Origin of the sequence: Prosthecobacter sp. (assembly GCF_049294395.1) — a bacterium.
In the GTDB taxonomy this organism is placed as follows: Bacteria; Verrucomicrobiota; Verrucomicrobiia; order Verrucomicrobiales; family Verrucomicrobiaceae; genus Prosthecobacter.
The window spans coordinates 141,192-166,635 of record NZ_JBAQCR010000392.1; the positions used below are offsets into that span (position 1 = coordinate 141,192).

Genomic DNA, 25,444 nt, shown 5'->3' on the forward strand with positions numbered 1-25,444 from the left:
ATGCCGCGAAGTTGCTGCTGCTTTGTTGCGCGGATAACTTGTACTCACTGACAGTAGGTCAATTTAACTGGACCGATTGGCAAGTGACACAAAGTTAACAATAATATGTCATGCCTTATAAGAAATGAGTTGCCTTAACTTGGAGTACTCTAAGTCGAATAGCATGCGTGTTACACCAGTGTCGAAGACTAAATTGAAAAGATTTTGTATCTTCAACGAAAGCGTTGAATTAGCTCGTTTGAGACGACAGCAGATGGATGCTCGATTCGTGACTCATGAACTTGAAGTCGCTATCGTTTGTTGTGCCAGTGATCCTCCTGACCGGATTGGGGTTGCTCATGCTGGCTGGCAAAGACGCTGCGGCGGTGGCGCACAACCGTGATTCGGACGCCGCTGCTTCAGCGGATGCGTCTCCTGTCGTGCCGTATGAAGACTCTTCGAGTGTCGCCTTGAAGTTTGAAGAGATTTTTGTGATGCCCGCAGGACCGAAAGGGCTGGAATACACCGCCAAAGCCAGGGCGCTTACTGGCAAACGAGTGGCTCTCACGGGGTTCATGCTGCGCAACGACAACATCGACCCTGCCATTTTTTTCTTCTGTGAAACACAGCACGCTTATGATGAACGCGAAGAAGGACTTGCGGACAGTCTGCCGCCCAGCCTGATCCAGGTCATCCTGCCGGTGAAAAAGAACTGCGCACCTGCATGGCGGCAGGAGAAATTGACTCTTTACGGCACGCTGGAGCTCGGACCAAGGCAGGAGCAGAGTGGACGCGTCTCCCACATACGCCTTCAATGCCATGCGGTCACGGATGCCGCCACGGGGGTTCCGCTAGAGCTTCGAAAACCAGTCGCGCTGCAGCTCGGCAGGGCCATTCCGATCCCGAGCGATCTCGGCGCACTGCCACCCTCGACCACCCCACCCCCTTTCTTCAACCCACGAAGAAACAGAAACAGCACCACCCACCATCCCGACAAACTATGAAGTTACAAAACTCAGGCAAATTCATTGCCGCCATCACCGGGCTTTTCGCCCTTGGCAACGCCTTCGCTGCCCCCACCGTGACACGCCTCAATCCCCCCAGCGCGCTGTTCACCTACGCCGATGCCACCCCTCCCTACATCTCGCGTTTTCTTCCCGCGCAGCGTTTTGACCTCCAGGCCACCATCCAGGCGGATGCAGGCAAGACGATCACCAGTGTCGTTTTCAAGGTCAACGGCTCCCCTGTCACAGCAGCCAGCGGTGCGTCCGCCATCACCTCCATCGGTGGTGACAGGTTTAGCGCCACGATTCGTGGATACTCCAACTCAACAGCTGGTGTGAAAACACTCGTCGTCGAGGCCACTCAGAGCGATAGCTTGGTCGCAACCGGCACGGGCAACTTCGAAATCGCCAGCATCACGCTCAATGCTGGTCGCAAGGCGAAGAACATCATCTGGCTCATCGGTGACGGCACGGGCATCGCCCACCGCACGGCGGCCCGCATCGTCTCCAAGGGTGCCTCTCTTGGCAAGTCGAACGACCCTCTCGCCATCGACACGCTGCCGGTCACCGGCATCGTGGTCACCCACTCCCTGAACTCCATCGTGACGGACTCCGCACCTGGCGCTCATTGCTATTCCACGGGCAACAAGGCCAACAATGGCCAGGAAGGCGTGTTTCCTGATGACACCAATGACAAGTGGGACAATCCTCGCATCGAGCACATGGGCAGCTACCTCGCCCGCACTCAGGGCAAATGGCTCGGCATCGTGACCACGGCTGACGTGGAAGACGCCACACCAGCCGCCTTCGCGGTGTCCACTCAGGACCGCGGCGCTGGCACCGGCATCTGTGACATGTATCTCGACGAAGCCGCCCTCAATCACAACCTCCACGTCCTGATGGGCGGTGGCCGCAAGTGGTTCCTGCCTCTCGATGGCAGCGCAGGCGCCGGCAGCGGCCGTGTGAACAGCTCCACTTCAAGCGGTGGTGATTATGTCGTTCCTTCGGACGTGCAGGCAGGCTGGAGCGTCCCCGCCGGTTCCGTGGATCCTAATCGCAACCTGATCGCCGACTTCCAGACCGCAGGCTTCTACTACGCCCCTGACCTTGCAGGCCTCAACGCCATGACCGGCAGCGAAACCAAGCTCCTCGGCCTCTTCAACTCCGGCCACATGGACGTCAGTTACGACAAAATCGCGCATCGCCGCAATGCTGCCACCATCGCTCCCGGCAGTCTCATCGCCACCTATCCTGATCAGCCCCTGTTGGAAGAAATGACCGACAAGGCCCTCACGGTGCTCAGCAAAAACGCCAACGGCTTCGTCATGATGATCGAAGGTGCCTCCATCGACAAACAGGCCCACAACATGGACACTGAGCGCTGGGTGCATGACGCCATTGAGTTCGACAAGGCCGTTGCTAAGTGCATCGCCTTCCAGGTGGCCAATCCGGACACGCTTATCATCGTCACCGCTGACCATGAGTGCGCTGGTATTGCCATCAGTGGCGGCAGCACTGTCACCGACGCCGCTCTGCAGAGCACCGCCGTGGGCAGCCTCAAAGGCATCGTCGGCACTTACGACAATGCCAAGTTTCCCGCCTACACGATTGCTGGCGATGGCTACCCGACCACGATGGACGTGGACTACCGCATGATCATCGGCTACGCTGGAAACTCCGACCGTTACGAAACCTGGCGCTCCAACCCCAGCTACAACGTGTCTCCCCAGGCACGTAACACCACCACCGGCTACTTGGTTACCGGCCAGCAACCCGGCACCGGCGTGCAAAGCGCCGTCCACACCGCTTCCGACATCCCGCTCTCCGCAGGTGGTCGCGGCGCGGCAGCATTCACCGGTGTGTTCGACAACACGGACGCCTTCTTCAAGGCCATGCAGGCCGCGATTGGCGGCGCGAAGTAATTCACAGTCCATCTTCGTTTCCCATGAAGAAATTACTTCCATTCCTGGCTGTTGCCGCCATGTGCGCCAGCTCGCAGGCCGCCACGGTGCTGACCTTCCCCTTCAGCAGCAGTGCCACGCCTTCCATCACGGGCGATCCGCTCGTCGGTTCGCTCTCAGCGGACTATGCTTACATCGAGACAGTGGATGGCAATGGCGATCCGTTGCCCGTTCCGAGCTATCGTGCTGATCTGACCGCTCCGGCCCTTGCCTTCGGAGACCCTTCAGCACGCGGCTATGGCGCTGCCATCTCCGGCAATGCGCTGGACGCGGTGGATCAGGCTGTGCTGTTCAGTTTCACGACTCCGCAGGACATCTCGTCCTTCGCCGTGACGCTGGACAACAGCACGCTTGGCACGCCTTTTGGCACCAATGTGGAGTTCTACGACTCCTTGGACGCTCTCTTGTACAGCATCTCGGTGGATCAGACAGTGTCCGGTTTCTCAGTAAACCAGGCGCTTTCGCTCACAGGTGTCAGCAAGGTGGTGCTGCCATCAGGCGCGTTCTATGACAATGCCAGCATGACTGTGTCGGCCGTTCCAGAGCCCTCGCGGGCTCTGCTGCTGGGGCTGTTCGCAGGTGTGGCGGTGTTCCGCCGCCGCCGGGCTTGATTGTTTAGCTGATTCGGAATGGCCCGGCGGAGTTCGCTTCGCCGGGCCGTTTCATGCCCAGGCGGGTCAAGGTGACAATAATTTCGCATCTTCCCGCAGGCCGCCTGCCGATTTTTTCACGAGAGAAGACACATGTCCCAGACGAGCCGGCGCAAAAGGAGATTTCCTGACGAACTTGTCGCCAGGCCGTCTAAACCGTGGCTGACTTGGATTCTGTTTGCAGCATTTGTCCTGCTGTTCGCGGCCTGGCTTGGGGGCAGCACGGTGATGCGTCATTGGCGTTCGTGGCAGGCGGCCGGCAGCTTGCGGATCGCAGAGGAACTGATGAGCCGGGGCATGTGGTCGGAGTCCGCGCGTGTTCTCAGTGAAGCCTCCCTCAAGGCACCGAATGATCCGGATGTGATTCGTGCGATTGCGCTGTTTCAAATGCGAGTTCAAACCTCACCTGAGGATGCCATCCAGTCATTCAAGCGGCTTGTCGCCCAAGGAGCGGCGGACAAGGACGATCTGCTCAACCTGGCCCGAAGTGAGTTGAAACGCGGTGATCTGGACGCAGCCCACGAAGCGCTCAATCTCCTGCCGCCAGCGGAACGTGCCGGACCTGAAGCCGCGATGCTGGACGCCATCATGCTCAAACAGGCAGGCGAGCATGGAAAGGCAGCGACGAAGATACGAACCGCGCTTTCGGAAGTCTCGCCGGATGCGGAGTCCCGTTTCAAGACGGCGCTGCTCGATTACACGCAGCCTTACGCCGCAGTTCACCTGCGTGGGCGTCAGCAGATGTGGGATCTGGCCCGCGACACCCATGGGGCCATCAAAAGCAGGGCCGTGATTTTGCTGGCGGCTGATCCTGCGCTGACCACGCGCGAAGCGGCCGAACTGGAGCGCCTGACCCGTGACTCACCTGGTCCGGAGCGTTTCGCCGCATTGGGGGCGTGGCTCAAAGGGGCTCCTGCCGAACGCGAGTCTGTCCTGGACCGCGAAACGACACGTGCCGCGTCCGCCGGGAATGACGCGAAGATCCTTTTGGCGGAGTGGCTCGCCGAGTTGAATGAACACGAGCGTCTGCTGAAGTTCATTCCTGCAGAGAATGAGGTCACGGCGGCAGAGCTGGCTCCGCCGCTGCTGAAGCTCAAGCTCGACGCCCTGGCGCAAACACACCGCTGGGATGAATTGCGCCGTTTGCTGGGGCCCGCGATGGAAAGGACTCTTGGCGGCGTGGTATTCAATCTGTGGCATGCGCGTCTCGCAGTGGAGCAGGCTGCTGGAGAGGTTGCGGCCCGTCAGCACCTTGAACTGGCCCTGAAAAGCGCCAAGGGTGCAAAAGACGGGCTGGAAGATGTCATAGGTGCGGCTGCTTTTTCCGATCAGCACGACTTCAAGCATCTCGCGGCGGAATTTTATCAGGCGGCGGCCTCGCTCGCGACGGCCCCGATGGTGCGACTCGCCATGATGGAGAAGGCTTTGACCATGCATTCCAGGCTTGGCGACACCTCCGCCATGCTTGGCCTTGCGGCGGAGATCGCCAGGCTCACACCCGGCAATGATTGGAATGCCTTTCGGGCCGACTATCTGGCGCTCCTTGCCGGAAAGTCGATGGAAGTCATCGCAGCCAGGATCGTGGAGATCCGCATGGAGCCTGGCTCGGAAGCCGAAGGGCGGCTCCTGCTGCTCAGGGCTCTGTCCGCCTACCGTTTGCGCCAGCCCCCGTCGTTGCACGCGGCACTGCGTGGAATCAAGGCTGGAGCGTGGCCGCCGGGACTTCGTGCGGTGCTTGCCGCCATGATAGCCGTCGGCGGAGATCAGGCCGCCGCGTTTCAAATTGCCGAGCGCATTCCCGAATCTCTCCTGCTGCCGGAGGAAACACGACTGCTGGCCCTCGCCAAGTGACCGGGGGGCTCAATCCTCAAACATGAACTCGTTGCTCATCAGCAGCACTTGCGCGAGCTGGCTGAGGGCGCTTTGCGGGCGGGCGCGGCCGATGGGCCAGCGGCTGGCGTCGCAGAAGTCGGCTTTGGAATGGGTGAGCACTTCGCCGTTGTCGGCGCGGCTGATGGTGGGCTGCCAGTCGAAGCTGTCGCTGTCGGTGCCGCCTTCGTTGTGAACGATGAAGCAGAGGGTGTCGCCGCGTTTCACGTCGGTGGTGAGCTGGACGGGCATCTTTTTGTTCTGCGGGTTGCAAAGCTGTTCGGCCAGGATGCCGGTGCGCTCATTGTAAACCCAGGCGCGGACGCCATCGCCACGGTCGCTGCTGCGGCTCAGGACGCTGTCGATGGAGATTTTCATGTCAGTCGGCACATGCCAGCGTGCGGTGACGCTGTATTCGCTTGGAGCGGCGTGGGCACCGTAGTTGGCCCAGAAGACGTGACCCCATTTAGGATCGGGGATTTTGGGGCCGGGGCTCCAGACTTTCTGACCGCCACCGCCACGATCCGTCAGTTGCGTGAAGGCCTGGAACTCGGTGAAGGACGGCTTGCCTTCGGGAGTGCGCGCAAACTTCATCGTGCCGTAGCTCCAGCGGAAGGGCTTCTCGGCATTGAGCGCGGTGGCATCAGCGGCGAAGCGCTGGGCCAGTTCGACTTCATCGGGCTTCGGATCGCGGGCGAGCACGCGGCGGTACATCGCGCGGATGGCTTCAGAGTCGAGCGTGGTTCCTGCCTGCGGCGTGGCTTTGGCGATGGCATCGGCTCGGGCGCGCATGAAGGGGCTGTTCATCAGAAACAGCGCCTGCTGCGGCACGGTGGTGTTGAAACGCTGTGGGCTGTGGCCGTCTGGATTGGCGAAGTCAAACATCGCCGGCACGCTTGCCTGATCATAGCGGTCCACTTTGAGGTAAACGGTGCGCAGGGTGTCGGCATCCTTCGCGTTCAGCTCCACGGCGCGTCCACCGTGCTTGCTGGTGTTGAGTTCGCCGGTGGCGGACAGGATCGCATCACGCATGGTTTCATAGTCCAGGCGCTGTCGGTTGAAGCGGCTGAGCAGATCGTTCTCAGCATCCTTGGTGGTTTTTTCCGGCGTGGCATGGCTGCTCTGCTGGAAGGTGCGGGAGGTGAGGATCAGCGTGTGCAGCTTCTTCAAGCTCCAGCCGTTTTCCATGAAGGTGGCGGCAAGGTAGTCGAGCAGATCTGCCTGCACAGGCTTCGCGGTCTGCACACCGAAGTCACTGGTCTGGGAGACGAGAGGCTTGCCGAAATGCTGCAGCCACACGCGGTTCACAATGACGCGCGCCGTGAGCGGATTGTCCTTGCTGGCGATGTGTTTCGCCAGATCCAGACGTCCGCTGCCGTCGGTAAATTTTTCACCGCCGAACATCGTAAGCCACGCGCGCGGTGCCGGATCGCCCTGACGCGCCGGATTGCCGCGGATATAGACGCGCACATCCTGCGGCTTCGGTTTGTCCACCATCACCATGGCGCGTGGCGGTGCACCGGGGTGCGTGCTGTCGAGTTTGGTGCGCTCGTTGGTGAGGCGCACCACGGTCTCGCTGTCCTTGCGGGTGAAGAACGTGTTTGCCCCTTCCACTGGCACTGACATGGGCGAAAGCTTGTCCTGCATGAGTTGACGCATCGGCTCCACCTTGCTGTCGAGAATGATGCGTGCGTAGGCCAGGGCGACGTCCTTCATGGACTTCGGCGGTGTCTGCGTAAAGGCGGCGGCGATCTCCGGCGTGCAGCCGCTTTCCGGCTTGGCCAGTTCTTGCGCAATGGCGCCTGATTTCGCAGCAAACTCCGCCTCAGGAAGTTTGGCGAAGCGATTCCAGGCAATCATCGTCGAGTGCGGCTTTGCACTCAGAGCGTAGCGATTCAGGAAGTCGCGCCATTGGCTGGCCACGCGGTCACGCAGCTTGACCTGGCCGGCCTTGCCTTTGAATACGGTGGTGTCTTTGATGTCCACCGAGTCCTGGGCGAAAGCGAGGTATTCAGCCAGACGCTCCGGCTTCCTGAACTCGTCATAAACGGTGCGTTTGAAGTCGAGCTCCTTCTTCGCGATCTCAGCCACCTTGGCATCGTAGTCCTGCTGATCTTTTTCATTGGCCGCCTTGCCGATGATGGGCATTGCCGTGTCATCCGGTTCGTCGCTGCTGTTCAGGATGCTGTACATCGCATAGTAGTCGCGGCTCGGGATCGGATCGAATTTGTGATCATGGCAGCGTGCGCATGCAACTGTGAGTCCGAGGAGGCCACGACCGATGACATCGATGCGGTCATCGGCGATGAGCAGACGGTCATTGATGAAACGCTCGCCAACGTTGTAGAAGCCCAGCGCCGCGAGATTCGGCGAATTCGGCGTGCCTGCGGTCATGCGATCCGCCGCGAGCTGGTAGCTCACAAACTGGTCATAAGGCATGTCATCGTTCAGGGCTTTCACGATCCAGTCGCGATACGTGTAGGCGAAAGGGTAGTAATTGCTGCGGCCAGCCACCTGATAGCCGTTCGTGTCCGCATAGCGCACCACATCGAGCCAGAAGCGCGCCCAGCGCTCGCCATAGGCAGGCTGGCTGAGGAGTTGAGGGATCAGCGTCTGAGGTGAATGATTCTTCTGCAACTCGTCGAAAGTCGGCGGCAATCCGGTGAGCGTGAGGTGGATGCGGCGCGTCAGCGTGGCCGGATCGGCAGGCGCGGCGAAATCGAGTCCGGCTGCCTTGAGTTTGGCACCGACGAAGGCGTCGATGGGATTGCCGGTAAAACCAGCGGGCAGGGCGGGCTTTTGCACCGGCTTGTAGGCCCAGTGCTGCATCGGGTCGGCTTTGGCATGCTCCGCCACAGCAGCCTCTGCAGGCCACGGCAGGCCCATGCTGATCCATTTTTCGATCGCCGCGACCTGGGGCGCAGGCAGCTTGTCGCCCTTCTTGGGCATGGCCTCGACACCTGCCACATGGTTGATGGCTTTGATCAGCTTGCTGGCGCTCGGATTGCCGGGTTCCACAACCTTGCCGTAATCGCTGCCGTGAATGATCGCCGCCCGCGAGTCAAGACGCAGGCCGTTTTGATGCTTGTGCGCGCCATGGCAATCGTAGCAGCGCTCCGCGAGCACGGGACGGATGGTTTTCTCGAAGAACTCGATCTGGTCAGGCGGAAAGGACTCGGCAGCCGAGGCAAGGGAACTTGCGACGGCAAGGCCGCCCAAAACGAGAGAGGGAAACTGGAAACGCAGGGTCATGTGGGGGTTCGACTGGGGGATTCTACATCACTTCCCGTCAAAAACCAAACGCGCAGCGAACGTGCCACCTTGCAGGTAGTAAAATGCGGTTTTTGTCACTTTTCAGACCTGATTTGCCTTCAGCACCCGCAGCATGTTGCCGCCGATGACCTGCCGGATGGTCTCGTCGCTGTGGCCGCGCATGATCATGCCGAGGGTGAAAAGCGGCCAGTTGGACCAGGCGACGCTCTGCTCTGCCTCGATGCTCGTCACGTAGTCGTCCTTCGGCCAGAGATGCTCCCATTTGTCCGCGCTGCCGCCGGGGGCTTTGAGCAGTTTGGCCCGCTCCTCTTTGTCAAAACGCGAGGTGTAGGCCACATCGCAGCCGATGGCGGCGTGCTTGGCCCCGAATTTCTTGATGAGATGGTCGAGGTGATCGAGCAGCGCGGTGATGTCGCCTTTGCCGCCGAGGAAGCGCGGGATGCAGCAGATGCCCACCAAGCCGTCGGTGTCGCAAATGGCCTTGATGGTGTCGTCCGGCTTGCCGCGAAAGTGCTCGTAAACGCCGCAGCAAGTCGTGTGGCTGGCCACCATGGGGCGTGTGCTGGCTTTGGCCGCGTCGTAAGCCGTCTTCCAGCCGCTGTGCGCCACATCGGCGATGACACCGATCTTGTTCATCTCCGCTACAGCCGCATGGCCGAAATCACTCAGGCCGCCGTCGTGCGGTTCCCCGGCTCCATCGCCCAGCGGATTGCGCCGGTTGTAGGTCACGTGCATCATGCGGGTGCCCAGCTCATGGAAGATGCGTATGAAGCGCAGCTCATCCCTCACGCTCTCCCAGTCCTGCATCAGCGGCACACCGTTCGTTGTGAAGCAGAGGCCGACGTTCCCGGACTTTTTCAGCGCCACTATTTCCTCGGACGTGACCACTTTGGAAAGCGTGGGTTTCAGCAGATCCGTCGCTTTAGTGAAATGCGCGAGGCGTTTGATCAGCCGCAGCGGGTCGCTGCCTTCTTCGCCGGTGTTTTGAAAAATGCAGGTCACGCCGGCGGCGTGGAAGGCATCGAGGAATTCTTTGCGCTCTCGTTCATTCGTCGCGTTGCGGTTCATGGACATGGATTCGCGCAGGTCGTTGATTTCTGCGGCGCTCATGCCGGATTTGATCGCCTCGTTCATGGCCTCCGCATCGACGGCACAGCGGGGTGCAAAGCCGTAGCTTTCAAAGACGACGGAGCCGAAATGCAGCTCCCATGCGTGGTCAATCTGCGCTTGCGTGGGCTTCAGCAGGCCGAGGGCGATTTCACGCGGCTTGTCGATGGCCGGATTGCCGGTGATCCATGATTTCTTGGCCTCCTGCGAACGGGCGAGGATGTTGAAACTGCCCGCGCAGGCAGCAAGGGGCAGCGATTGAAGCAGGCGACGGCGTGTGAAAGGAGCGTTCATGCGGGTGAACAAACGCGCCTGGGCTGCAGTTTTAGAGCAGCAAATGCACAGTCTAGCGGCGGAGCTTCTTCTTCAGGCGCATCCAAGTCGGGACGTCGAGGTCCTCACCTTGCACGATCGAAGGTTCGGTGTCCTTGAAACGACCGCGGTCTTCTTCACCGAGGCTGAAGGTCTGCTGGCTTTCAGCCGTGGCAGTGGCCTTGCGGGTGAGGACGGCGGTGGCGCTGATGGTGGTCGATTCAGGCTCTGGTTCGTCGAATGAAATGAGGTCGTCCTGCGCAGCAGAGACTTCGGTCTGCAAGGTGACGCTGCGGGCCACGACGGCGGCGAGGGTGGATTCCTTGGTGCTACGGGCGGCATCGGCAAGTTCCTTCGCGGCAGGGGTGCGCACTGGAATGCGTGCCGTTTCGGGAGTGGAAGCGATCATGGGTGGAGGAGCGAGATCCTCAAAGGGCTCGAAACCGTCAAAGGCAGGCGGCTCTTCCACATGGGCCACTGGCAGCTCCACGGGCTGCACTTTGGCGGCTTCAGCCTGGAGGCTGCTCAAAGGAAAGGCTTCACCGACGGCAGGAACGGAGGCGAACTCTTCGGACTTGAAGAGCAAATCTGGGGGAGACTCCACGGGCGGCGCATACGGGGATGGGGCCTTCTTGGCATGGATCTCGCGTTTGGGAGCCGGGGCAGGGGTTATGACAGGAGCAGGGGCCGGAGCCGGGGCTGCGACAGGGGCGGGCAGCTCAGCGCGGGGCTGGAGCATTTCCGAAGGTGGTGCTGCGGTGGCGTGAGCGTTGAGCTGATTGAGTCCCAGCGAACTGATGAGAGTGACGGCGACGGCGTCTCCCAGTTTCGCATCGACTCCGAGGCCGAAGAGAATGTGGGTTTGATCCGGCACATGACGTCCCAGCTGCTTCATGACACCCTCGACTTCGACCAAGGTAAGCGATTCGCCGCCAGCGACGTGGACCAGCAGGTTCTTTGTCTGGTGCAGGAGACGGCCGGAGTCGATGAGCGGGCTCTTGAGCGCCTTCTTGAGCGCCTCGGCTCCACGGTTCTGGCCGCGGGCTTCGCCGAAGCCAAAGAGGCAGCGGCCGTTGGCATTGGCCAGCGCGGAGGTGAGGTCGTCCAGGCCGAGCTTCACCAGACCAGGCGTGGTGGTGATGGTGGAGATGGCGCGCAGGCTCTGGGCAATGAGCTGGTCCGCCTGATTGAAGGCTTTCTGAATGCCATCCTTCGGCAGGATGAGCTCGCCCATGCGGTTGTTTTCAAACAGCACGAGGGCATCCGCACGCTTTTGCAGCAGTTCCAGCGCCTCCTCGGCCTGGGCCAGACGCCGGCGACCTTCGAAGCTGAACGGCATGGTGGCGACGACGAGCACCAGAGCACCGGTGTTCTTCGCGATTTCAGCGATGACAGGGGCCGCGCCGCTGCCGGTGCCGCCGCCGAGTCCGGCGCTGATGAAGATGATGTCGTGATTCTCAATGGCCTGACGAATCTGCTCGCGGGAGAACAGCGCCGCCTCACGTCCGAGATCTGGATCGCCGCCTGCACCGATGCCCTTCATGAGCTCGGCCCCCAGCTGAATTTTCACCGGCGCCATGGAATGACCGAGCACCCGCACATCCGTATGCGCGCAGACCAGCGTGGCATCCACGATGCGGTCCAGGGTGATGCGATCGACAACGTTGGAACCCGCGCCGCCGACACCGACGATGCAGATGCGCGGTGCCGCCGTACTGGCACCTTCAGGTGATTGGGAGCGGTCGTATTCTACCATAATCGTGGGTGGTTAAGGTTGGGCTGCTGTTATTAAATTAAAGTGTGACGGATGAGAGGAGCTCCTGCATGCGTCGGCCAAGGCGCTTCAAGGGGGAGAGAAAAGGCTTCTCGCTGTCAAGAATCTGCGCATAACGAATGAGGCCGATCGGAGCGGAGTATTGGGGATTCTCGAAAGTGGCGGTGATGCCGCTGACGGGAGCCGAACCTGCGCGCGTGACTTTGATCCCAAACACTTCGCGGGCCACCACGTCAACGCCTTTCATCATGCTGACACCGCCCGTGAGGTAAATGCCTGCGCCGAGACGACCGAGGTGATCCTCCACACGCACCTTCACCTGAATAAGTATTTCTTTAGTACGGAGGTTCATGACCTCATTCAAAAACGCACGTTCGATCTCGCCGAGGATCAAGCCAGTGTCGTCCTCGATGCTGAGCATTTCGCCTTCCGGTACCTCGTCATAGAGCACGCTGCCTTCCTCCACCTTGAGGCGTTCGGCGCGTCCGTTCGGGATCTGCAGCGCCATCGAGACATCATTGGTGATGTGGTCACCGCCAAGGGGGACGCACCCGGAGGCGGTGATCATGCCGTCTTCATACAAGACGTAGTCACAAGTGCCGGCACCGAAGTCGATCATGAGCGCACCCTGCATTTTCGCCTCACGAGTCAGCACGACCTGTGCAGCAGCAACCGGATTGAAGACAACGTCCTCCACTTCGAGCGGAATTTCACGCACACAGCGGATGGCATTCTGCACCCGGCCACGGACGCCGTGGATGATGTGGTAGTCCGCCTCCAGCACACGGCCCTCGCGGCCGATGGGCTGGCGCACGGCCTCCTGCCCGTCCACAATGTACTGCCGTGTGACGCTGTGCAGAAAGACATTGGACTGGGGAATGGACACACTGCGAGCGATTTCCTTCGCTTCTTCCACATCGTCCTCGCTGATTTCAGTTTGATCGTCCGGCAGGCGGTGACGGCCACGATTGTTCAAGCTTTCGATGTGCGCCCCGGTGACGCCGAGGAAGACATTGCGGATCATCACATCGCTGCGGTCTTCCGCACGCACGAGCGCATCGTTCACACAGGTCTGGACCTTTTCGAAATCCACGATCTCGCCTTTGCGCACGCCACGGGAAGGAGCCTGGCCGACACCGAGAATCTTGATGGCTCCGTCACGCTTGGCTTCACCCACGACGACGCAGATCTTGTGAGTTCCGATTTCAAGACCTGCGTAAATAGTGCTTTTGGCCATGAGTTTCAGCGTGCGGGTGGAGTGGAGGCGGTGTCCGCCAGATTCAGCCCGGTGACATCCGGCGTTTCATGAAAAGTGGCGGGGGTGTTGGTGGTGGCGATCAAGTTCAGCGTGGCGAGGCGCCATTTGCGTGCGCGCGCCTCATGCATGACGCGGTCAAAGCGCGCCAGCTGCGGGTCCATGTCATCAACGCCAAAGGTGATTTTGGTGTCACCGTTGAAATGGGCGACGAGCGACCATGGATTCGGAATTTCGATCATTTCCAGCGCCGGATGGTCATCCTGCTGGCGCTTTTGGAGCTTCTCCATCAGGCGAAGCGCGGCGTGCACCTGCATGTCTGGAGATGGCTTGCCGGGAGTGGCTTCGCTGAGGTTCGGGAACTGGATGCGAGGCATCGCGAGATAGTCCCGGGTGATGACGTTGCAGGGCACCAGCGCACCTTCCGCGTCAATCAGGCAGCCTTTGCCGGTCAGCGGTCCCATGAGCTTGTGCTTGGGGCATTCCATCCAGGCCACTGGCAGGCGCTGCACGACATCGAGCGTAAGCTTGCCGTGGTAGTCACGATGGATCACCGCCGACTTCACCTGGGGCAGGCGTTCAATCTTCGCGCGCACTTCGCGCAGGTTCATGGTGAGCAGGTTGGTGGCTTCGGTGAGGCCGGTGGCGGCCACGAGCTGCTGCCGCGTGAGGGTGCCCTCCGTGTTCACCTCCACGGTCTTCAGCATGAACTGCGAATTCTTTTCCAAAGCTTCGTGCCACGTCACCCAGCCGATGCCGACCACGATCATCGCCGTGATCAGCCACATGGCAGTACGGAAGCCGCGGCGGCGGCGCTCCACGGCCTCATGCTCGCGAATGACCGGAGATTCCGGCTGATAGTCGATTACGTGGGTGCCCGTTCCCTTGCGCTTGCGGGAAGGGCGCTTGGCTGATTTTTTCGAGCCATTCTTGGCAGCAGACATGAGCGGGCGTACAAAAAGGCCAGTTCCGAACACAGGCGGAATTGGTAGTTAATGGGCCTTAAATAATAGATTCCCAGTCCGATTGCCATAATTATTCGCGAAAAAATGCGACCCCCGTATTCCTAGGGGCTTGGGTTATTCACATTTTTGCGGCGCAATTCGTCCGTTATCCTGCGGCAGATGCGATGTCAGCGTTACTTTTTCACCACCCAGATATTGCGGTAGCGGACCGGATTTCCATGGTTCTGGAGGTAAACCGGACCCGGGCTGGGGGCCTCTTTGTTAGGAGCTGAGGTCGTCGCGCCGGGCAGTTCCTGATTCTCGTGAATCACCACGCCGTTGTGTTTGACGGTGATCTTCGCATTCGCGGTCTTCTGGTCGCCGGCATCGTATTTGGCAGCGGTGAAATCAACATCATAGGTCTGCCAGGTCAGCGGCGGCAGGCACATGTTCACCTTGGGAGCGGCGATCTTGTACAACCCGCCACACTCGTTGTCCTTTCCTTCGAGGGCAAAGCTGTCGAGCATCTGCACCTCGTAGCGGCCTTGCAGGTAGAGGCCGCTGTTGCCCCGGCCTTGGCCCCGCGCATCGGGCATGTAGGGCAGGAGGAACTCCACATGCAGGCTGCAGTCGCCAAAGGTGTCCTCGCTGGTGATCCCCTCCATCAGAGCGCCGATTTTCTCATCCACACGCGAATGGGGGAAACGGTTCACCCCCTTTCCATCAAACAGCACCGTCGCATTCTCCGGCGGCGGGGCACCCAGGGTGGGGGATTCGCGATTGGTGCGGTTGAGCTCCATGATTTTCAGGCCGTCAGCATTGTTCACCAGGATACTCGCGCCGTTCACCTCCGCTTTGATGGTGCCGTCTGATGCTGTAAACGAGGCGGTCTTTTCGCCTGCCGCCCGTGTGCCGACGACCCGGGTGATCGTGCTCCGGTCCCCATCCCAACCCGCACCCGGCAGGCCGCCGAGATGGCTCACCGCTTCGAATTTCCCGCCGCCCTGCGCCCAGATTTGCACGCCGTAGCTTTTGCCGTCGATTTCACCCACATACTCGCCTTGAATCGCAAAATCCTCGTCCGTCTGTGCTGGATCGGTGAAGGCCTTCGGTTTCGGTGCCGCAGGCTGCTGGGCATGAACGACTGTGGCAAACAGAAGGGCGGTGAGGAGGAGGCGCATGGTCAGGGAATGTGACGAGCGTAACAACTTACGCCAGTTCAAGGAGAGATGCTGCGAACGCGTCAGCGTCGTACCGATCCCCCTCCGTCGGTAGGCTCTGGGGCCAAGGGCCACGAGGGCCAAACTGGCACCAAACCCTACTCCTTCGATGGGATTTGACACTCGCCGTTGGTGTCTTTTCCCTCTGCCCTCACCCGCCGGGCGGAAACTCTTGGAAGGTGCAGGCGAGAAGGAGGGCGGCTGCATACAAGTGCATTTGGAGGTGTCGCCGTACTGCTGCGAGGGCATCCATGGTGACTGAGCCCTGGGTCGGCTACCCCGCCTTCACCAGCGTCACCAGCTCCTGCAAGGACGCCTTGGCATCGCCAAAAAGCATGCGGCAGTTGTCGCGGAGGAAGAGGGCGTTTTCGATGCCGGCGAAACCTTTGCCCATGCTGCGCTTCATGACGATCACGGTCCCTGCCTTTTCGGCTTCGATGATGGGCATGCCGTAGATGGGGCTGGTCTTGTCTTCGTGCGCGGCGGGATTCACCACGTCGTTGGCGCCAATGACGAGACAGACGTCCACACGGTCCATCTCGGGGTTGATCGTCTCCATTTCAATCAGCTGGTCGTAGGGCACATCGGCCTCGGCCAGCAGGACGTTCATGTGACCGGGCATGCGTCCGGCGACGGGATGGATGGCAAAGCTGACTTCGACGCCTTTTTTGGCGAGTTCATCCGACAGCTGCCGCACCTGATGCTGCGCCTGTGCCACGGCGAGACCGTAGCCGGGCACGATGACCACCCGTCCTGCCATGCCGAGCAGCAGGGCGGCCTCATCCGCCTGCACGGATTTCACACTGCCCGTGGCAGCGACTGCTGCGCTGGCGGCGGCATCCACTTTGCCAAAGGCGCTGAAGAGCACATTCGTCACGGGGCGGTTCATGGCCTGGCACATGGCCAGAGTCAGGATGGTGCCGGAGGAGCCGACGAGCGTGCCGGCGATGATCATGGCGACGTTGTCGATGGCAAAGCCGTCCGCCGCGACGGCGAGGCCGGTGAAGGAATTTAGCAGAGAGATGACCACCGGCATGTCCGCGCCGCCGATGGGCATGACCATGAGGACGCCCAGTGCGAGCGCGATCACCAGGAACAAACCCATGAGCACCATGCTGTGCGAGCCTGCGGCCATCGCGAGCGCCAACAGCAGGCTAACCACGAAGAGCAGGCCGTTCAGCAACTGCTGCGCGGGATAGGTCACCGGTTTGTCGAAATGGCCTTCGAGCTTGAAGAAGGCGATGATGCTGCCGGACAGCGATACCGCGCCGATCATCGCTGCGCACAGCATCGACACCACAAACTTCAGGCTCGAATCTGAAGTGAGATGCGCAAACTCGATGGCCGCCACCAAGGCTGCCGCACCACCTCCGGCACCATTGAAGAGCGCCACCATCTGCGGCATGGCGGTCATCTTCACCTTGTAGGCGCCTGCAGCACCCACGACCAGACCCAGCAGAATCCCAACGAAGATCAGCAGCCACTTCCACAGTGACACGCCTTCACCGTGAGGGCCATGCATCTGCGGCAGCACCGCCAGCAGAGCGAGCACCATGCCCAGACCGGCGATGAGATTTCCCCGCCGCGCGGTTTTGGGGGAGGCCAGCAGTTTGATGCCGAGGATGAACAGAACAGAAGCGAGCAGAAAGGCAAAGGAGGTGATCATGGGGGCGGTTGACTTCGTCTATCTCCACTTTGTTCCGGTTGTCTCACTTCTTGCGTTTGAACATTTGCAGCATGCGGTCGGTGACCATGAAGCCGCCGAACACATTGGCGGAACCCAGCACGACGGCGGCAAATCCGGCGGCGGATTGCAGGAAGCCCTCGGCCTCGGCCAGCGCCAGCATGCCGCCGAGCAGGATGATGCCGTGGATCGCGTTCGTGCCGGACATCAGCGGCGTGTGCAGCATGGACGGCACCTTGGAGATGAGCTCGAAGCCGAGAAAGACCGACAGCACGAAGATGACAAAGATGAGCATTTCCACGGTCATGGCAGGTCAGGTGGCGGTGGCGAGTTTGTCGTTCACGATGCGTCCGCCGTGGGTGACGACGCAGCTTTTGAGAATGTCATCGTCCAGGTTCAGCTTCAGCGCCTGCGTCTCCTTGTCCCAGAACTCCGTGAGCAGTGCGGTGACATTGGACGAGTACATCTGGCTGGCATGCACCGGCACGCGGCCCGGAAGGCTGGCGATGCCGACGATCTTCACACCCTTGCGATCGATGATCTGATCTGCCACCACGCCTTCGACGTTGCCGCCGCTCTCGACGGCGAGATCCACCACGACGCTGCCGGGTTTCATCGCATCCAGCATCTCGCTGGTGAGCAGCACTGGAGCACGCCTGCCAAAAACCTGCGCCGCCGTGATGACGATGTCCGACTCTGCGCACACGCGCGCCATGCCTTCGCGCTGGAGTTTGAGCTGGTCATCGGTCAGCGCCTTGGCATAACCGCCTTCTGTCTGCCCGGTCTCACCCACGTCGATTTTCACGAACTTCGCGCCGAGTGATTTTACCTGCTCTTCAACGACGGGGCGCGTATCGAAGGCCTCCACCTTGGCGCCGAGACGTTTGGCCGTGGCGATGGCCTGCAGCCCTGCCACGCCTGCACCGATGATGAAAACCTTCACCGGCTTGATCGTGCCTGCAGGCGTCATCATCATCGGGAAAATCTTCCCTGACTGCCCTGCGGCCACGATCACGGCGGCATAGCCCGCCAGACTCGCCTGAGAGGAGAGCACATCCATCTTCTGCGCCCGTGTGCTGCGCGGCACAAGCTCCATGCTGATGGCGCTCACATTGCGGGCCGCCAGCGCACGGATCAATTCGGGTGATTGAAACGGATCGAGCAGCGCGATGAACACTGCGCCTTCACGCAGGGCGCTCACTTCATCGAGCGTTGGCTTGCGCACTTGGAGGATGACATCTGCTGCTGCAAGCAGCGCAGTGAGATCTGTCCGCACTGCTGCGCCGGCTCTCGTGTAATCCATGTCACTGTGACCGCAGAAAAGGCCGAGTCCGGATTCCACTTCAATCTGAGCCCCCAGGGCCACAAGCTTGGCCACGTGCTCAGGCACCAAGGCGGTGCGCGTTTCTCCCGCATGGGTTTCTTTGGGAACAGCGACAGTCATCTGGATGGGAGGACACGAACGATGACAAAGCCTGACACCTGGCCCGCATCATGTAAAGAATGAAAGGAGAGTGCGTGGATAGGCTACGGCCCTAGCGGGCAGAGCTGAACGCTCAGGTTCAGATAAGCTCTCGCAACGGCGCGCCCTGATCCACGATGAAGTTGGGCCTGCCCTGGTGATCCGTGTAAATCGTATCCAGCGGGACGCCCATGTGGTGGTAGATGGTGGCGGCGAGATCGCCGGGAGTGACGGGGCGTTCATCAATCAGCCCGCCGTCTTTGTCAGAGGCACCGATGACCTGGCCATGACGGAAGCCGCCACCGGCGAGAGACATGGACATGACGTAGGGCCAGTGGTTGCGGCCATCCGTGCTGCCCTGTGTGCCGAGTGTGGGCGTGCGGCCAAACTCGCCCATGGTGATGACGAGCGTGTTTTCGAGCAGGCCGCGCTCGGCGAGGTCGCTGACCAGCGTGGTGATGACGTGGTCGAACACTGGCAGCAGCGGGCGCAGGCCGTTCCAGATGCCGCCGTAGGGCGGGATGTTGTCGCCGTGATTGTCCCAGGTGCCGGAGGCGCCATGATTGCTGAGATCAATGGTGACGAAGGATGAGCCGCGCTCCACGAGACGGCGTGCGAGCAGCGCCTGCTTGGCCCAATCGTGCTCGCCGTAGCGGTCGCGCACTTTTTGCGGTTCCTTGCTCAGATCAAAAGCCTCCTGCGCCCGGCCACCGGCGACGATGTCGAAGGCGGTCTGCGAAAAGCTGTCCATGGCGCTCATCATGCCGCTGGCATCGATGTCGGCACGCAGGCCGTCCATTTGTTTGCTCAGCGTCTGGCGCGCTTGCAGGCGGTCCATGCTGAGGCCGGAGGGAAGCTGGAAGAGCTTGGTGGCGCTGCTGCCATCGAAGGGATCATACTGCGTGCCGAGGTAGCCGCCCCACGCGACGTGCGAGCGCGATTTCATGTTCAGCACGACATACGGCGGCATGGCCGGATGATTGGCCCCGCGATGCTTGGCCACGATGCTGCCGAACGAGGGATAGTACTTCGCCTTTGGATTCGTGCGCGGCTCGTTGGCGAGGTTCGCCGTCTGCATGACCATGTTGGGCTCATGGTTGCTGAAGCGGCAGTTCACCGAGCGGATGAGCGTGAACTTGTCCAGCATGGCGGCCTGCTTGGGCAGATACTCGCAGATATGCGTGCCGGGCAGTTTGGTGGGGATCGTTTTGAACGGGCCGCGAATCTCACGCGGGCGGTCAGGCTTTGGGTCCCAGGTGTCGATCTGCGAGGGGCCGCCGGTCATCCAGAGCAGGATCACCGCTTTGCCGCTCTTGGTGGTCTTGCCCTCCGCACGCAGCTTCGTCAGCGCAGGCAGGGTGAGGCCGCCCAGGCCTGCGAGGCTCGTTTTCAAAACCGAGCGCCTGCTATGGACGACCACGCCATCCCGCAGACGCGGGTTCATGAACGTGAATGCATGCGGGGCACTGTGGCCGGAGCAGGGATGATCGGGAGATGACATCGGAGTTCAATACGCGGAGCCAGGAGCAACTCTAACCGCGCACTTCAAATCCTGCGCGCATTCACTTCACCACCTTCAAATACGCAATCAGATCTGCCAGCGACTGTGGCGTGAGCGCGGCTTCGAGGCCCTCTGGCATCAGGGAGGTGCCCGTGCTCTGCAAACTCGCGATCTCGCTGCGCAGCACGGACTTCGTCAGATTTCCTGCCATCTTCAGCGTGAGGCTCGCGCTCGTTTCCGTGGCGATCACTCCATAGAGCTGCTCGCCATTTTTGAGCGTGCAATGGTAGGCCATGAAGCCCGGCTCAATGATTGCGCTCGGGTCGAGGATGGAGTTCATGAGCTTCTCCGCATCATGCTGCACCACACTGCGCAGATCCGGGCCCAGCTCGATGCCCACGCCGTCCAGCTTGTGGCAGCTGATGCACACCTGGGCGAACATCGTCTTTCCCTTCGCCGCGTCGCCGGTCAGTTTCAGGGCTGGTTTGAACTTCTCCACCACTGCTGCGCGCGTGGCGCTCGTGGCATCCGCAAACACGGCCGCTGCCAGCTTCGCGATTTCCTTTTTCGGATGTTTCGTCAGCCGTGCCCGCAGCGCCGCATCACAGGCTTTGGCCTCCGGCCGCTGCAGCAGCGCCAGGGTCCAGGCATCGCTGGAGAGCAGCGTCTCGATGATCTGCACCCGCACTGCCGGTGTCCGTTCATTCCAGCCTGCCAGCAGGAATTCGGGTCCGTCCTTCGGCTGTAGCTTTGCCACCAAACGCAGCACCTCGGTGTTCGCAGACTTCTTCCAGAGTTCCGGCAGCAGGGCTTTCACCATCTCGCGATGCTCACGGTCTGATGCCAGCAGCGCCACGGCATCCATGGGCGGAGCCTCCTGGGCCGCTTTGATTTCCTTGGCCGCCATGTGAAGCAGGTCTGCCATTTTCTTCAATCCCTGCTGCGCTTCCGTTGAAGTCACCTGCTGCGTGAAGGCGGACAGCGAGAGCCCCTTTTCATCAAGGACGGCAAGCAGCTCGGTGGCATGTTTTTGAGATCCTTCGTGGGACAGGAGCGTGGCGATGGCCCGCTCATTTTTCACTGCCAAAGCGCAGCGAAACAGCATGCCAATGACCTGGTTGTTTTCCGGTGACGCACTTTCAGGAAAGCGTGTGCAAACACCTTCCAAATGCGGCATCACGGAACTTAGTGCCGCGCCTTGAAGCGAAGAGCCTGACGGGGTCTCGCGCAGCAATTGCGCCAGCAGATCCGCCGCCCAGTCGCCTTTCAGTTCACCGAGGGTGCAGGCCAGTTGCAGCTGCACTTTCGTGTCCTTGTCGTTCACGAGTTTCGTCAGCGTCTTTTGGAGTGACGATGTTTCGTTGTCTTTCCATTCCACCTTCTCTGCCATCTGCAATGCCTGCTCACGCACATGTGGCGATGCATCTACCAGCAGTTCCAAGCATGCGGCGGTGCTGAGCTTCTTCATGGCCAGCAATGTCCACGCCGCCTGTGCCCGCGTTTGGGGCTGCTTGGATTTGAGGAGGCCATCGATGGCTGCCTTCTCACCGCTCCATGCCAGTTTCATCTGCGCCTTGTCACGCTGCCAGCCGTTCGAGGAGGCCAAGTCTTGTATTGTAGTCCCGCCTTTAGGCGGTTCTGGAGTGCGCGTGATTTTCCAAATCCTGCCCTTGTCGTCTCCCTCGCGGTAATGCGGCAGCAGTTCATCCTTGCCGTTCTGCGGCAGCCATTGCGGATGCTCGATCATGTAGCGGTACATGTCTGCCACCCAGAGCGCGCCATCGGGCCCGGTGCGGACCATGACGGGGCGGCACCAGCGGTCTTCGCTGGCGAGGAAGTCCATCTTTGACTCGGCGGGATCGCGAACGGCTTTGAAGGTGACGCCGTCATCTTCGAGGATGTGATGCTGCACGACGTTGTGAAAAGGCTCGCAGGTGAAGGCGTGGGTTTTGCCATCATCAAACAGCACACGGTCGCGATACACCTCAATGCCGCAGGCGCTGGTGAAGCGGCCGGCTTGATCAAAGCTGTGAAAACGCTTCTCCATGCTGCTGGCGGGATAGACCGACGGATTGCGCGGGAAGAGCTGGTGAATCGGGTCAGGCGGAATGACGTGTGGATTCCGGCGCAGGTAGTGATCCTGCAGCACGTAGTGCCACAGCGGAAAGCTGTTCTGCACGCCGAACCAGTGGCCCCAGTCATCTTTGGCACGACCGAACTGCGAAGGGCCGCTTTGCGGATCAAACTCGCCAGTGTCCGGCTTGAAGCGGAAGTCGCGGCTGCCGAGGTCGATCTTCTCGCCGGTGAGCTTGGATTCAATCTGCGTGCCTTTGTTGTAGCCGCCGTGATGAGCGCCTGCCGCACAGTACACCCAGCCGTCCATGCCCCAGCGCAGGCCGTTTACACGAAGCTGCTGATTGCCCGTGCTGAAGCCGGTGAAGAGCACCTGTTTTTCGCCGTTTGGCTTGATGAGGAAAATGTCCGGTGCTGCGGTCACGATGACGCCATCGCGCCAGGTCAGGATGCCGGTGGGATAGCTCAGGTCGTTGACGATGACTGTGCGCTTGTCATAGCGGCCGTCGGCGTTTGCGTCTTCGAGCATCACCACGCGCCCACCCGCCTTGCCGTTGCCATCCATGCCGAGGGGGTAATCGGCCATCTCGATGACCCACAGCCGGCCTTTTGAATCCCAGTCAAAGGCCACGGGGTCAAGCACCACGGGTTCTGCCGCGACGAGTTCGATGCGGTAGCCTTCGCGCACATGCCACTTTTTCGCTGATTCCTCGGGGGAGAGCGGCTGCGAGGCGAGCTCCACCTTCGGCGCATGCTTGGCAGCAGCCGGCTTTTCCAAGCCAGTCACCACCACATCCGAGAATTCTCCTTCCAGTGGAGCGAGGTCGTCACAGCGCTTGCCAAAGAACAACTCGGTCGCCCCGGGTGCGGTGACAGGAAGCTCGGCATCGATCTCGACTTTGCCATTGAGCATGACCTTCACGCGTGAACCCGTGCGTTCCAGCGACACGTTGTTCCATGAACCGGGGGCGATGATCGTCTGCCCGCGCACGATTTGATTCGCTGCATTCCCATTGAAGACAAACAGCCTGCCGGGCTGCGAGTCTTTGTAGCTGCCGCCGATGCCCAGGTGATCTCCCGGTGCCTGAGTGTCGCCCTTAGGCCCGCGGGAAATGAGGTAAGCCGTCACAGGGCTCACATCGTTTGCCTTGGTGTTGCGGAAACGTAGTGAGGCTGACCAGTTCTGATGCTCTTTAACTGACGTGGACCTCTGTTTCCGCGTGACTGCATGCCGCGCGTTGTCATCAGCCACCTTCGAAATGTCCCACAGCTGTGCGACCAATGAAGGTTCGACTGCCCTGTTCCAAATCGTGATTTCATCCAGCCTGCCTTCAAGTCCTCGGCCAAAGAGCAGGGAATCGTTCGCTTTGTCGGCTTTGCCTTCCAGTGAAGGCTCTTTCGCGCCGTCGATGTGCACGCGCACGCGGTCACCATCACGCACGAGCACCACCCAATGCCAGTCGTCGGCAAACAGCTCCGCCTTTGATTCCTCGCCGCCCAGCGTGAGCCGCACGCGATGATTTGCATCCTGATGCGCCTTCAAGCTGACACCGAGCGCGTTGATCAACTCGCCGGTGCGATCACTTGCGCCGCTTTCGTGGCCGAGCCAGAACCAGACAGCCGCGCTGGCCTGTGTTCCAAGTTTGAGGTTGGACGTTTCAAGATGCCCGCCCGCGAGGTGTATGGAGCGGTTGATCTTGTCGCGTGGCACCTGGACCTGTTGAGGCTTGAGGGCTGATTCATCCCCATATCCCCGCCCTGCATTAAAGCCGGGTAGCCAGAGTGCATGGCCGCCTTTCACGACCGTTTTGGCACCTGTATGCACTGCACAAAGATCTCGCATGCCCGATTGAAAATCGATGAACAAATCGACATGGGAGTCGATAATTGCCGAGGTGTAAGGAGGGCTGTCTTCGCTCATGCCCCTGCCGGGAGCCAGGTCAAGCTCGCCCACCATATTGCGCAAGGCGGTGCGAATCTTTTCCTCCGCCCCCATCTCAAGTCCCGCCGTGCGGGCCGGCCATGTGGTATAGCCACCCAGCGCATGCTGCTCACGCGGGGGGATGTAGCCTTCCGCACCATTCGCCAGCTCGATGTTGAAGTGGTTGTGAAAAGGGGACGTCCATTTGAGCAGCAGACCAGTGAGCGCATAAACTTCATTGGGCAGCGTGGTAATGCCCAGTTCACCCATGCCAGGATTCCCGATGCGGATGGCCTGCAGCTTCACGCTCGTCTTCTGCCGCTCGTGCAGGATCAGCGCTTCACGGGCATAGACTTCCTCCTTGTTCTTCGGCACGTCATTCTCGATCTTTGCAGCGATGGGGCGTGCCCAGGCGAGGCGCTTTTCATCCGGGACGCGGTAGCTGAGTTCCAGCGTTTTCTCCACCATGCCCAGTGGTGCATATTCGAGATGCTCCACCTGTTGCAGCGCCTTCATGGCGCTGACAGCGACGGCGCTGGCGTAGGCGTCGAGGGTGATGTTCTTTTTCTCCGCGCCGTAGTCCATCCACATCTGGTCACCGCTGGTGCCCTGGCTCATCGCACAGACGAATGTGCCATTGCCTTCGCCGGGCTGGCCCAGCTTGTCGGCCAGGTGTTTGCAGAACAGGCCGTAATAATCCGATGAGATCGGACCGCTGCCGAAGTAGTGCTGCGAGTAGTTCGCCAGGACACCCATTGGTTTGCCATCTGCAGTTTGCAGCGAAATCACCGAGAGCTGGGGATCGACCGGACCGCTGGGGCCGACGACATCTTTGCTGAGATAACCGGGGTGCATGTTTGCACGGCCCGTGGGTTCGCCAAAAGGATCAACGACTTCCTTGCCGGGCAGGCGAATCCAGCGGCGGTTGTGCGTGTGCTCCCAGTCATCAAAGCTGCCCCAGCCGATGCGTGCGGGCTGCAGCGCCTTGTCTGCCGCCACGATGGCTTCGGCAATTTTGGGCGTGAGGAACTTGCCATACTCCGTGTCCTTGCGCGTGCCGAGGCAGCCCATGGCCGCCGGTGCGGAGTGCGTGTGCGTGGCGCTGACCATCATGCGGTCCATCGGAATGCCGCACTGTTTTGATGCGAGCGCCTTGGCCTCATCAATGAGCGACTGCTCCATCATGCAGGTGTCCACGATGGCGAAGGCGATCTTCATCTTCCCGTCATCCAGCACAAAGCTGCGCACATGCAGCCGGTCAGTGATCTTATCACCACGTCCTTCGAGAAAGCCGCCCGCGATGATCCTTGGGAACGTCGTGGGCGTGATGTCGATGGCGGAGACGCCTGCGCGGAAGGCCGGTTGGGCCTGTGCGGTGATAGCAGCGAGGCCGAGAAGAAACAGGAGGGACTTCATGAGATTGGCTCAAACCAACGCTCATGAAGGTCACTTGCT

Annotated in this window: 15 protein-coding genes; 4 read left to right on the forward strand and 11 right to left on the reverse strand. The window is 60.7% G+C overall.

Going from position 1 to position 25,444, the window contains the following annotated elements; translation table 11 throughout:
• Positions 1 to 275 precede the first annotated feature (275 nt).
• The 4 genes from WAW39_RS26875 (at position 276) to WAW39_RS26890 (ending at position 5,445) form a co-directional block, all read left to right on the forward strand.
• A complete protein-coding gene (locus WAW39_RS26875; protein WP_422322242.1) occupies positions 276 to 983 on the forward strand; it encodes a hypothetical protein in 708 nt (235 codons plus the stop codon).
• The gene (locus WAW39_RS26880) at positions 980 to 2,905 is read left to right on the forward strand and encodes an alkaline phosphatase (protein ID WP_422322244.1); all 1,926 of its coding nucleotides are present in this window, start codon (positions 980 to 982) and stop codon (positions 2,903 to 2,905) included. Before WAW39_RS26875 ends, WAW39_RS26880 begins: the two co-directional genes overlap by 4 nt.
• Before the next feature lie 23 nt (positions 2,906 to 2,928).
• On the forward strand, positions 2,929 to 3,555 hold the full coding sequence (locus WAW39_RS26885; protein ID WP_422322246.1) for a PEP-CTERM sorting domain-containing protein: 627 nt from the start codon (positions 2,929 to 2,931) through the stop codon (positions 3,553 to 3,555).
• 132 nt (positions 3,556 to 3,687) lie between these two features.
• A complete protein-coding gene (locus tag WAW39_RS26890) occupies positions 3,688 to 5,445 on the forward strand; it encodes a hypothetical protein (RefSeq protein WP_422322248.1) in 1,758 nt (585 codons plus the stop codon).
• A 9-nt stretch (positions 5,446 to 5,454) separates the two neighbouring features.
• Here the strand turns inward: WAW39_RS26890 and WAW39_RS26895 are convergent, their stop codons facing one another.
• From WAW39_RS26895 to WAW39_RS26945, 11 genes are all read right to left on the reverse strand, one after another.
• A complete protein-coding gene (locus tag WAW39_RS26895; RefSeq protein ID WP_422322250.1) occupies positions 5,455 to 8,715 on the reverse strand; it encodes a PSD1 and planctomycete cytochrome C domain-containing protein in 3,261 nt (1,086 codons plus the stop codon).
• Between the two features lie 102 nt (positions 8,716 to 8,817).
• Positions 8,818 to 10,137 carry a dipeptidase gene (locus tag WAW39_RS26900; RefSeq protein WP_422322252.1) on the reverse strand — a complete coding sequence of 440 codons (1,320 nt, stop codon included), beginning with the start codon at positions 10,135 to 10,137 and terminating at the stop codon, positions 8,818 to 8,820.
• A gap of 52 nt (positions 10,138 to 10,189) precedes the next feature.
• Entirely contained in the window at positions 10,190 to 11,911 is a 1,722-nt protein-coding gene (locus tag WAW39_RS26905; protein WP_422322254.1) for a hypothetical protein, read from the reverse strand.
• A 37-nt stretch (positions 11,912 to 11,948) separates the two neighbouring features.
• Positions 11,949 to 13,166, reverse strand: a complete 1,218-nt coding sequence (gene ftsA / locus WAW39_RS26910; protein WP_422322256.1) for a cell division protein FtsA — start codon at positions 13,164 to 13,166, stop codon at positions 11,949 to 11,951.
• A 5-nt stretch (positions 13,167 to 13,171) separates the two neighbouring features.
• The gene (locus tag WAW39_RS26915; RefSeq protein WP_422322258.1) at positions 13,172 to 14,128 is read right to left on the reverse strand and encodes a cell division protein FtsQ/DivIB; all 957 of its coding nucleotides are present in this window, start codon (positions 14,126 to 14,128) and stop codon (positions 13,172 to 13,174) included.
• Between the two features lie 194 nt (positions 14,129 to 14,322).
• Positions 14,323 to 15,309: a 3-keto-disaccharide hydrolase gene (locus tag WAW39_RS26920; protein ID WP_422322260.1), complete on the reverse strand. Its 987-nt coding sequence runs from the start codon at positions 15,307 to 15,309 to the stop codon at positions 14,323 to 14,325.
• A 313-nt stretch (positions 15,310 to 15,622) separates the two neighbouring features.
• The gene (locus tag WAW39_RS26925; protein ID WP_422322262.1) at positions 15,623 to 17,014 is read right to left on the reverse strand and encodes an NAD(P)(+) transhydrogenase (Re/Si-specific) subunit beta; all 1,392 of its coding nucleotides are present in this window, start codon (positions 17,012 to 17,014) and stop codon (positions 15,623 to 15,625) included.
• Positions 17,015 to 17,057: 43 nt separating this feature from the next.
• Positions 17,058 to 17,339, reverse strand: coding sequence for an NAD(P) transhydrogenase subunit alpha (locus WAW39_RS26930; protein WP_422322264.1), 282 nt, complete (start codon positions 17,337 to 17,339; stop codon positions 17,058 to 17,060).
• 6 nt (positions 17,340 to 17,345) lie between these two features.
• Positions 17,346 to 18,476 carry a Re/Si-specific NAD(P)(+) transhydrogenase subunit alpha gene (locus WAW39_RS26935; RefSeq protein WP_422322266.1) on the reverse strand — a complete coding sequence of 377 codons (1,131 nt, stop codon included), beginning with the start codon at positions 18,474 to 18,476 and terminating at the stop codon, positions 17,346 to 17,348.
• 118 nt (positions 18,477 to 18,594) lie between these two features.
• A complete protein-coding gene (locus WAW39_RS26940) occupies positions 18,595 to 19,938 on the reverse strand; it encodes a DUF1501 domain-containing protein (protein WP_422322268.1) in 1,344 nt (447 codons plus the stop codon).
• A gap of 118 nt (positions 19,939 to 20,056) precedes the next feature.
• Entirely contained in the window at positions 20,057 to 25,405 is a 5,349-nt protein-coding gene (locus WAW39_RS26945; RefSeq protein ID WP_422322270.1) for a neutral/alkaline non-lysosomal ceramidase N-terminal domain-containing protein, read from the reverse strand.
• Between the last annotated feature and the right edge of the window lie 39 nt (positions 25,406 to 25,444).

Excerpts from the sequence above, each read along its gene's own strand:
- WAW39_RS26925 (WP_422322262.1), bottom strand. The coding sequence starts at position 17,014 with ATGATCACCTCCTTTGCCTTTCTGCTCGCTTCTGTTCTGTTCATCCTC.
- WAW39_RS26915 (WP_422322258.1), bottom strand. The coding sequence starts at position 14,128 with ATGTCTGCTGCCAAGAATGGCTCGAAAAAATCAGCCAAGCGCCCTTCC.
- WAW39_RS26900 (WP_422322252.1), bottom strand. The coding sequence starts at position 10,137 with ATGAACGCTCCTTTCACACGCCGTCGCCTGCTTCAATCGCTGCCCCTT.
- WAW39_RS26905 (WP_422322254.1), bottom strand. The coding sequence starts at position 11,911 with ATGGTAGAATACGACCGCTCCCAATCACCTGAAGGTGCCAGTACGGCG.
- WAW39_RS26940 (WP_422322268.1), bottom strand. The coding sequence starts at position 19,938 with ATGAACCCGCGTCTGCGGGATGGCGTGGTCGTCCATAGCAGGCGCTCG.
- WAW39_RS26895 (WP_422322250.1), bottom strand. The coding sequence starts at position 8,715 with ATGACCCTGCGTTTCCAGTTTCCCTCTCTCGTTTTGGGCGGCCTTGCC.
- WAW39_RS26945 (WP_422322270.1), bottom strand. The coding sequence starts at position 25,405 with ATGAAGTCCCTCCTGTTTCTTCTCGGCCTCGCTGCTATCACCGCACAG.
- WAW39_RS26935 (WP_422322266.1), bottom strand. The coding sequence starts at position 18,476 with ATGACTGTCGCTGTTCCCAAAGAAACCCATGCGGGAGAAACGCGCACC.
- WAW39_RS26920 (WP_422322260.1), bottom strand. The coding sequence starts at position 15,309 with ATGCGCCTCCTCCTCACCGCCCTTCTGTTTGCCACAGTCGTTCATGCC.
- WAW39_RS26930 (WP_422322264.1), bottom strand. The coding sequence starts at position 17,339 with ATGACCGTGGAAATGCTCATCTTTGTCATCTTCGTGCTGTCGGTCTTT.
- WAW39_RS26875 (WP_422322242.1), top strand. The coding sequence starts at position 276 with ATGAACTTGAAGTCGCTATCGTTTGTTGTGCCAGTGATCCTCCTGACC.
- WAW39_RS26880 (WP_422322244.1), top strand. The coding sequence starts at position 980 with ATGAAGTTACAAAACTCAGGCAAATTCATTGCCGCCATCACCGGGCTT.
- WAW39_RS26885 (WP_422322246.1), top strand. The coding sequence starts at position 2,929 with ATGAAGAAATTACTTCCATTCCTGGCTGTTGCCGCCATGTGCGCCAGC.
- WAW39_RS26890 (WP_422322248.1), top strand. The coding sequence starts at position 3,688 with ATGTCCCAGACGAGCCGGCGCAAAAGGAGATTTCCTGACGAACTTGTC.
- ftsA (WP_422322256.1), bottom strand. The coding sequence starts at position 13,166 with ATGGCCAAAAGCACTATTTACGCAGGTCTTGAAATCGGAACTCACAAG.